Here is an 8,438-nt window from a genome sequence, read left to right as displayed (position 1 = left end):
GATCACGGGTGGCGCGCGTGGGATCGGCCGGGCTATCGGGCTGGCCCTGGCGGCGGACGCCTACCGCGTCGCACTCGTGGATCTGAACGGCGAGACCGCCCAGGCGACGGCCCGCGAGATCGCCGCCGTCAGCGGCCTGGAGGGCGCGGCCTACCAGGCTGACGTCCGCGACTACGCCCGCGCCCAGGAGATCGTGGCGGACCTGCTGGCGCGCTTCGGGCGGGTGGACGCGCTGATCAACAACGCCGGCATTACGTCGCCCACGCCGTTCCCGCGGCTTACAGAGGCTGACTGGGATCTGGTGATCGGCGTCCACCTCAAAGGCTCGTTCAACTACGCCCACGCAGTCGTGCCGTCGATGCTGGCCGCGCAGTGGGGGCGCATCGTCTGCATCTCCTCGATGAACGCGAAGCATGGTGGCGCGTTCCCGGCCGTCAGCAAGACGGCGTACGCTGCTGCCAAGGCCGGGATGCTCGGGCTGATCCGGGGGCTGGCGCGGGATCTCGCGCCGCACATCACGGCCAACGCCGTCTGCCCGGGCCTGATCGCCACCGAGCTGAGCGCGTCGATGTGGGCCGGCCCGCAGGCCCAGGCGGTGATCGACTCGATCCCGGCCGGCCGCCTGGGCCTCCCTGAAGATGTCGCCAACGCCGTCGCGTTCTTGGCCTCGGAGAAGGCAGGCTACATCAGCGGCGAGGCGATGGACGTGAACGGCGCGGTGTACATCGATTAGGGGGCAAGGCCGCCTGTTGGGGCGGCGTGCCACGGGCGTCCTACTCCCTCCGCTCGCCCTGCGACGCCATCACCCCGGCCGCCGCCAGGATCTCCGCCACGCGCGCTGGCGTCTCGTCGATCTCCATTCGCTCAGGGCTGCCGCTCAGGTAGACGAACGCGCCGCCGCGCCCGTGCGGGGCGACACAGAGCACACGGTCCACGTTGACCAGCAGCGGACGGCCGGTCTCGGACTCGGTCAGCTCAACAAACGGTCCAGACATCAGACACCTCCTTCCACGCGCCGGCGGCGACGTGCCGCCGGCCGGCGCTCCCAGGGCGCCTCGACGCGGCTCGTCGCGATGTAGCGGACGGCAGCCGGCGTGTTACCGCGGCGTCAGGACGCGCTGCTCCTTGCTGGCAGATGGCCTCGGCTCAGGGTGGGTGGCGGGATGGTCGATGGCGGCCTCGGCCTCGCGAGCCAGCCGGTAGCAAGCCTCCTGCAAACGGGCCGTGAACGCCTGGGGCGCCTCGCCGGGCAGCAGCCGCAGCGGCGGCCCGAACGCAATCGCCAGCGGCCCCTGCCGCACCGAGAGCGGGATGCCGCCGAGCGCAGGGCCGGCGAACCCGACCGCCGTCTGCGGGATGACCCGCTCTGGTCCGGCCAGCCCGAACGGATAGACGGGCAGATCCAGCGCCTCGGCCAGATGGGCCACGCCCGTGCGGAAGCGAACGGACGGATCGTTCGCCAGCTCGGCCTCAGGGTTCGTGTGGACGCCCTGCGGGAAGATCAGGATGCTCCCCCTGCTCGCCTGGACGATGCCGACCAGCCGGCGCAGGCTGGTCTCCCGGCCGCGCCGCTGGTCGAGCGGGTGCAGCCCCAGCACCAGCACGCCGATCCACCCGAGCACCCCTCGGAAGAACGATGTGGTGACGACGGCGCTGATCAGGCCGGGCAGCAAGACGCGGTTGCCCGTCCGCGCCAGGGCGTAACGGACCAGCGGCATGTCCGCGAAGCTCCGATGGGTGCCGGCCAGGATCACCTGGGGCGGCAGCGGCCAGAGGTACTCGCCGCCGAGCAAGACGATGGGCTGGCCAGCGTAGCGCAGCAGTAGATCGATGGGCAGCATCAGCGCGCGCAGCGGCCGGCCCCAGGTGTAGGCCCAGCGTGGCGGCGCTTCGAGCAGGCCGCTCGCGCCGGGGCCTCCGGGGCCGTCGCTGGCGGCTGTCAGGGGGGCTGCCGCCACCACAGCGCGCGCCTCATCCACCGTCATCTCGGCGTGCAGGGCGTCCTCCTCGATGGTGCGGCCCGTCTTCTCCTCCAGTGCGATGGCCAGCTCGACGATGCTCAGGCTGTCCAGGCCAAGCTCGGCCAGGGTGTGGTGCGGCTCGACGGTACTCTGGTGGACAAGGCCGCTCAGCGCCTGCCCAACGGGATCGTCCAGGGCCAGCACCTGCTCGACCTTGGCGGCTCGCTCCGGGCGCGGCAGCGGCAGCAGATGTCGGCGGACCTTGAGCATCGCCGTGCGGGGAAAGTCCGCCTCGTCCCACCAGGAGGCCGTCGCCACCCGCTGATGCTGGGCCAGCCGAGCATTGCAGCTCGCCACGATCTGCCCGACGCTGGTGGCGCGGTCGGCGGGGGTGGTTGGCAACAGGTAGGCGTGGAGTGTCGCGCCGCCGCGTCCGGACGGCACGGCCAGCACCGCCGCATCTTTGACCGAGGGATGTGCCCGCAGCGCCGCCTCGACGTCCTGCGGCCAGACGTTCATGCCCGAGGGCAGTACGATCAGGTCGCGTGCGCGGCCGGTGATGCGGATGTTCCCCTGCGCGTCGATGCTGCCGAGGTCGCCGGTCGCGTACCAGCCGTCCGCGAGCACCTCGGCGGTGCGCTCGGGGTCCTGCCAGTAGCCGGCCATCACGTTCGGGCCGCGCACCAGCAGCTCGCCCCCTTCGCCCAGCCGCACCTCGACGCCCCGCATCGCCCGGCCGACGCTCCCGAGCGGCGTCGTGCCGTTCGGCTCGGCCAGCGCGATGGCCGGCGAGCATTCTGTCGTGCCGAAGCCGGGCACGATGCGGACGCCCATCCGTTCCCACAGGAGCTGCGTCTCGATAGGCAGGGCCGCGCCGCCGGCGATCATCAGGCGGAGATGCCCGCCAAGCTGCTGGTGAACCGGCCAGAACAGCAGCCGCCGCGGCCCGAACGGGACGCGGTCCGCCGCTTTCCAGAGCGCATCGTACAGGGCCGATGGCAGCCGCGCGCGCAGCTTCTCCTGCAGGGCGTGGCCCATCAGCGTCAGCAACTGCGGCACCACGATCATGTGGGTGATCCGCTGCTCTTGCAGCACCCGCAGCACGTCGGTTGCGCGGCGGCTCGGTACGTAGTGGGTCGCGGCCCCCGACTGGATGGCGTACACCAGGGTGCCCAGCTCGAAGACATGCGAGAGCGGCAGGATGCCCGCCACCCGACACGTGCCGTCGAGCGGGACGCGGTCGTAGACGGCCGCTGCCTGGAACAGCAGGTTGGCGTGCGTCAGCATGACGCCCTTCGGCGTGCCGGTGGTCCCCGAGGTGAAGACGATGACGGCCAGCGGCTCGGGGGGCGGCGTCCAGGAGTGGCCGTGGTGGTTGGCCGAGCCGGTTGCCGCGTTGCGCGTGCCTGGCTCCCACCACTCGGTGATGCGGGCGTCCTGCGCCCAGGCCGGCCGCTCGCCGTAGCCGGCCAGGATCAGCCGGGGCGCAATGCGTTCGAGGATGCGCGCGCCGGCCTCCGGGTTCATCTCCCGGTCGAACGGCACGGCGACCGCGCCGAGCTTCCAGAGGGCGAACAGGTAGACCGGGGTACGCCAGTGGTTCGGCATCCAGAGGACGACCCGTTCCCCCTGGCCTACCCCGAGGTCTCGCAGCTCATCCGCCAGCCGGTCGACCAGCGCGAGCAGCTCGCGGCTGGTGAGCGTCCGCCAGACCAGCCCCTGCTGGCCACCAATCGCAACCGACTCAGGATGCTGGGCGGCCCGCTGCCGCAACAGCGCGTACAGGTGCATGGACATCGGACGCCTCCCCCGCGTGGTGGCGGCGGTTGGCGGACAACTGAACGATCACGGTGGCGATGGTGTCAGGCTGGCGACGCCGTCAGGCGGCCTACGGTCAGTCCCGCGCCTCCGGCGTCGCGGTGTCCTCTGGGGGAGCAACCTCCTCGCCGCGCGCCACGCCGTTCCCCGTCCGCCGCCGGCTAGGGACGCCGTAGCTCGGCTCGCCGCGCTGCACGGCGACCATCCGCTCAAGCTGGCGCTCCACCGCGTGAATCGCGAGGCGGGCAGCGGCATCGGGTGTCGCGGCCGCCTGGCTGCTGGTCAACGTCGGCCCGAGCGGCCCGAGTTGCACCCGCAGGCTGGCGACGATCTCGTGATGGCTGTTCGGTCCGGAGAAGCCGAGCACCGCCTTAGGCTCGGGCCGGTTCGCCAACCGCCGCGCGAGCGCCTCAAGGTGGTGCCCAATCCGCTGCTCCTGCTCCCGGTTCAGGGAGACACCGTGCCGTTCCAGCGTGGTCGTGAGTGCCATCGAGGTTCCTCCAACCCGGCTGCCCGTAGCGATAGGCAGCCGGGAGCGCTGTACAGTCAGTGGGGGTGGGGTGCGCGATATCTGCGTGCGCCTGCATCAGGGCGACCCTGCGTGCGCGGGCGTCCGGACCTCCGGCCGCTCCCCGTGCACGGTGTGGGCCGTCCAGGTCGGCCGGTGCGGAGCGCCCTCCTTGACCAGCAAGACGGGGACGCCCGTCCGGTGCATGATGCCGTCGGCGGTGCTGCCCAGCAGCATCCGCCCGACGCCGTGCCGGCCGTGGGTCGTCATCACGATGACGTCGACATGCTCGGAGCGCGTCGCTTCGGCGATGGCGGTGGCCGGCGTGCCGACAAGCACCCAGATCGAGGCGCGGCTGCCGGTCGCACGGACGGCGTCGGCGTGGATCGAGAGGTAGTTCCAGGCGTCTTCGACTTCGACAAAGTCAGCACAGGAGAACGTCATCTTGCCGTCGCGGTAGCGCGTGTGGAGCATCGGCGAGAGCACGCGGACGAGCAGCAGCTCGGCATCGAAGGTGCGCGCCAGCTCGATGGCTGGCCCCAGCGCTTCCTCGGCGCGGCGCGAGCCGTCCAGCGGCACCAGGATCAGGGATGGCGTCTGCTCGTCCCAGGCGGCTTTGGAGTCCGGCGGGATCAGCAGCACGGGGGCCGTCGTCCGGCGGATCACCTCGTCGGCAACGCTTCCGAACAGGCTCCGGCGCAGGCCGCCCCGGCCGTGGGTGGACATGACGACGAGGCTTGCGCCGGCGTCGCTGGTGGCGGCGCGCAGCGTCTCGGCGACCTCGCCGGGCAAGGCGTCCAGGGTGCGCGCCGAGGCGTCGACGCCGGTGGCGTGCAGAGGACCGAGTAAGGATACGGGGTCGAATGGCTCGGCGGCGGCCGCCACCGACGGCGACCGTACGTGTGCGAGGACGACGCGCCCTGCACCGCGCGCAGCGAGATGCGCGGCGTACGGGAGGGCGCGCTCGGCCAGCGGCGACCCATCGAGTGGGACCAGGATCGTGAGCGACATTGCGCGATCTCCCTTCTCGCCGCCTCGGATGGCACGGCTCCGAAGCCGCTGCCGACGCTGCACTGCGTGGAAGGCCTCACTCAGCCTGGTGAGCGGGACATGACAGCTTCACCATCAGTGTGCGCTCAGGACGAGTGCGCGCCGGCGGTCACTCGTCCTGAGGTCCGGGTGACGGGTGTCACCACGCCACGGGAGGAGAAGAATGCGCCCCCGCTCCGCGCCGGAGATGATGTCGGCGGAGCCGATAGTTGCGCCGCGCAGCGGGGCGGGGGGTGAGGTGCATCCCTGCTCTCACGTAATCGGGATGGTCCGGGTCAGCGGCAGCGTCTCCGTGGTGGGCTTCGGAATGTGGATCTCGAGGACGCCGTCCGTGAACGTCGCGGTGATCTGCTCGGCGGTCGTCTCGAACGGCAGCGCCAGCCGCCGGTAGAAGCTGCCGTAGCTCTGCTCCATGCGGTAGTAGTGCTCCTCCTTGACCTCCGTCTCGGCCTTCCGGTGGCCCCGAACGATCAGCTCGCTCTGGTCGAGCGTGATCTCGATGTCGTCCTTGCTCGCGCCCGGCAGCTCGGCCTTGACCACCAGGTCGCCGTTCTTCTCGAACACGTCAACGCGCGGCGTCCAGGTCGTCGTCGGCGCGGCCATCGGGCTTGTGCGACGTGCGAGCGGACCGAAGCTGAACGGCCACGACTGGCCCCACAGGCGGGCCATCTCGTCCTGGAACGTCTCGAACATCTCGAAGGGATCGCGGCGGCGCAGCTTGCCGTTCTCGGCCTTCGGCGGCATCGTCGTCATCTCCGTCATGGTCGTCCTCCTCTCCCGCACGCTGAGCCGGCCGTGTGGGGCGCCGCGCCAGGGTGGTCCGAGCAGGCTGATCAGAGCAGGCTGGTCAGCTGGGTGTCCGTGATGGGCACGCTTGGGAGGCCTGCCCGCGCCGCCGAGGCGTCGCTGTCACACCTGCAAGCGCGTGACGCATGCATGCGCGTCTCCGACGGGCGGCCAGGCGTTGAGCACGGCTTCGTCGACACGCTCTTCCGAATCGGTCATCACCTCCTCTGCCCGCCGGCTCAACGCTTCCGGCCGGACCAGCAGCACTGGCACGTGGGCCCGCTGCACTGTCGCAGTGGCGACGCTCCCCATCGTCAGCCGCGCCAGCCCGGTTCGGCCGTGCGTCGCCATGACGATCAGGTCAACGCCTTCCTGCCGCGCGAGGGCCGCGAGCACCGTCCCCGGGCGCCCTTCATCCACCAGGGTATCGACCGGCTGTTCGGTCGGCTGCTGGGCGGCTGCGAGGTCGTCGAGGTAGGCCCGGGCCATCTCAAGGTCAGCCTCGCCGGGGCGTCGGAACGACAGGCTCAGCGGATCGAGTCCATCGACGATGTCCGGGGTCGGCTCGACCACCCGGGTCAACAGAAGCTGGCCGCCGATGGCCTGGGCCATCTTCCGAGCGGGGCCAAGGGCCGCCTCGGAGAGGTCCGACCCGTCGAGCGGCACCATCACCTTCAGCGGCCGGTCCTTCGGCCAGGGATGGTGGCTGGTGGACGGGACCAGCAGGACTGGCACGCGGGCCTGATTCAGGACGGCGTCGGCGACGCTGCCGTAGAGCCAGCGCCCGAGGCCGCTCGCCCCGTGGGTGGACATGACCAGGATGTCAACCTTCTGCTCGTCGGCGGCCCGCAAGATGCGCGCGGCCGGGTGCTCGCCAACGACGGTCTGGGCGGTCGTCTGGACGCCGTTCATCCGTAGCTGGCCGGCCAGGTGCTCGATCCTGGCGGCGATATCCAGTTCGTTCCAGGCGCGGACCGGTGCGGGCACGTCGTGCATGACGTGAAAGAGGATCAGGTGGGCCTGCATGGTCACGGCCAACTGTGCCGCGTACGGCACGGCGCGCTCGGCAAACTCGGACCCGTCAAGTGGGACCAGAATGGTGGTTCGCATGTCGATCTCCCCCTGACCAGATCCGGCCTGGAAGCGCGACCTGCGGCTCGGTCAGCCGCCTGCTGGCCCCGAGCGGATCGTCCGTGATTGGCTATGGGACGCCTGGGCCTCGTCCAGGCCACGCGCCTCATGGGGACGGCACGCCAGGAACACGTCCTCCCACCAGGATGGTCGCGCAGAGAGGTATCCCGACAGGTTGCCGGCGGTGAACGGCGCGTTGATGTTTGCTGGTGGTCTCAGGGCTGATTCAACGTCCGGCTCGGCAGCGCCCCGCTCTCACCATCTGCGTCTCTTACTCCTGCTCGGCCCTGGGCCACGCTGCAAGCGTGGCCTCGGCCGACGCGGGGTGCGCCACCACGTTGTCGCCCACCACCCGGCCGTCACGAAACGTCACGATCCGGCTCGCGTGGGCCGCGATGTCGGCTTCGTGCGTGACGATGATGATGGTCGCGCCCTCGGCGTTGAGCCGCTGGAGGATCGCCATGATCTCGATACTGGTCCTGCTGTCCAGGTTCCCGGTCGGCTCGTCTGCCAGGATCAGGCTGGGGCCGTTGACCAGCGCCCGCGCGATGGCAACCCGCTGAATCTGCCCGCCAGACAGCTCGTTCGAGCGGTGCTGCGCCCGATCCTGCAACCCGACCGCCTCGAGCGCCGCCATGCCGCGTTCGCGCCGCTCGTCCGCTGGCAGGCCGGCGTACACCATCGGCAGCATCACGTTGCCAAGCGCATCCATGCGCGGCAACAGGTTGAACCCCTGGAAGATGAACCCGATCTTCTGGTTACGCAGGTCGGCAAGCTCGTCGGCCGAAAGCGTCGAGACCTCGATGCCGTCGAGCCAGTACCGGCCGCTCGTCGGGCGGTCCAGGCAGCCGATCACGTTCATGAAGGTAGACTTGCCGGAGCCGGATGGCCCCATCACCGCGACCATTTCACTCGGCCGCACCTCGAGATCGACGTCGCGAAGGGCCGCCACCACAGTGCTGCCAGCGACGTACTGCTTGCAGAGCCGCTCCACGCGGATGACTGGCGGTCGGCCGGTAGCCGGTGGCTCCATCCGAACCGGGGCAGGCGTCAACTCCGCTCGTGAGGTTTCACGTGCGCGGCTCGGGGCCGCTGTCTGCATCGTTGCCGTCGCTGCCATCTCCCCGACCTCCCTGCCGCTGCGCGGCCTGAACTGGGGATGCTGCCCTCACTCCCACCTTCAT

Annotated in this window: 8 protein-coding genes; 1 reads left to right on the top strand and 7 read right to left on the bottom strand. The window is 70.7% G+C overall.

Annotated elements, in window-relative coordinates:
• Window positions 1-733 (top strand): SDR family oxidoreductase (locus IT306_20770; protein MCC7370859.1); only part of this gene is annotated, 733 nt, incomplete at its 5' end.
• A 40-nt stretch (window positions 734-773) separates the two neighbouring features.
• Here the strand turns inward: IT306_20770 and IT306_20765 are convergent.
• The 7 genes from IT306_20765 to IT306_20735 form a co-directional block, all read right to left on the bottom strand.
• Window positions 774-995, bottom strand: coding sequence for a hypothetical protein (locus IT306_20765; protein ID MCC7370858.1), 222 nt, complete (start codon window positions 993-995; stop codon window positions 774-776).
• A gap of 102 nt (window positions 996-1,097) precedes the next feature.
• The gene (locus IT306_20760) at window positions 1,098-3,758 is read right to left on the bottom strand and encodes an AMP-binding protein (GenBank protein ID MCC7370857.1); all 2,661 of its coding nucleotides are present in this window, start codon (window positions 3,756-3,758) and stop codon (window positions 1,098-1,100) included.
• A gap of 97 nt (window positions 3,759-3,855) precedes the next feature.
• Window positions 3,856-4,269, bottom strand: a complete 414-nt coding sequence (locus IT306_20755; GenBank protein ID MCC7370856.1) for a hypothetical protein — start codon at window positions 4,267-4,269, stop codon at window positions 3,856-3,858.
• A gap of 96 nt (window positions 4,270-4,365) precedes the next feature.
• Window positions 4,366-5,298 carry a universal stress protein gene (locus IT306_20750; GenBank protein MCC7370855.1) on the bottom strand — a complete coding sequence of 311 codons (933 nt, stop codon included), beginning with the start codon at window positions 5,296-5,298 and terminating at the stop codon, window positions 4,366-4,368.
• A gap of 291 nt (window positions 5,299-5,589) precedes the next feature.
• Entirely contained in the window at window positions 5,590-6,099 is a 510-nt protein-coding gene (locus IT306_20745; GenBank protein MCC7370854.1) for an Hsp20/alpha crystallin family protein, read from the bottom strand.
• Between the two features lie 147 nt (window positions 6,100-6,246).
• Window positions 6,247-7,233 (bottom strand): universal stress protein, encoded by a 987-nt coding sequence (locus tag IT306_20740; protein MCC7370853.1) that lies wholly within the window; start codon window positions 7,231-7,233, stop codon window positions 6,247-6,249.
• A gap of 292 nt (window positions 7,234-7,525) precedes the next feature.
• Complete coding sequence (locus tag IT306_20735; protein MCC7370852.1) at window positions 7,526-8,287, bottom strand: ABC transporter ATP-binding protein; 762 nt, start codon at window positions 8,285-8,287, stop codon at window positions 7,526-7,528.
• Window positions 8,288-8,438: the final 151 nt, after the last annotated feature.

Source organism: Chloroflexota bacterium (genome assembly GCA_020850535.1).
Lineage (GTDB): Bacteria > Chloroflexota > UBA6077 > UBA6077 > JACCZL01 > JADZEM01.
This window is presented reverse-complemented; position numbering and strand designations above follow the sequence as displayed.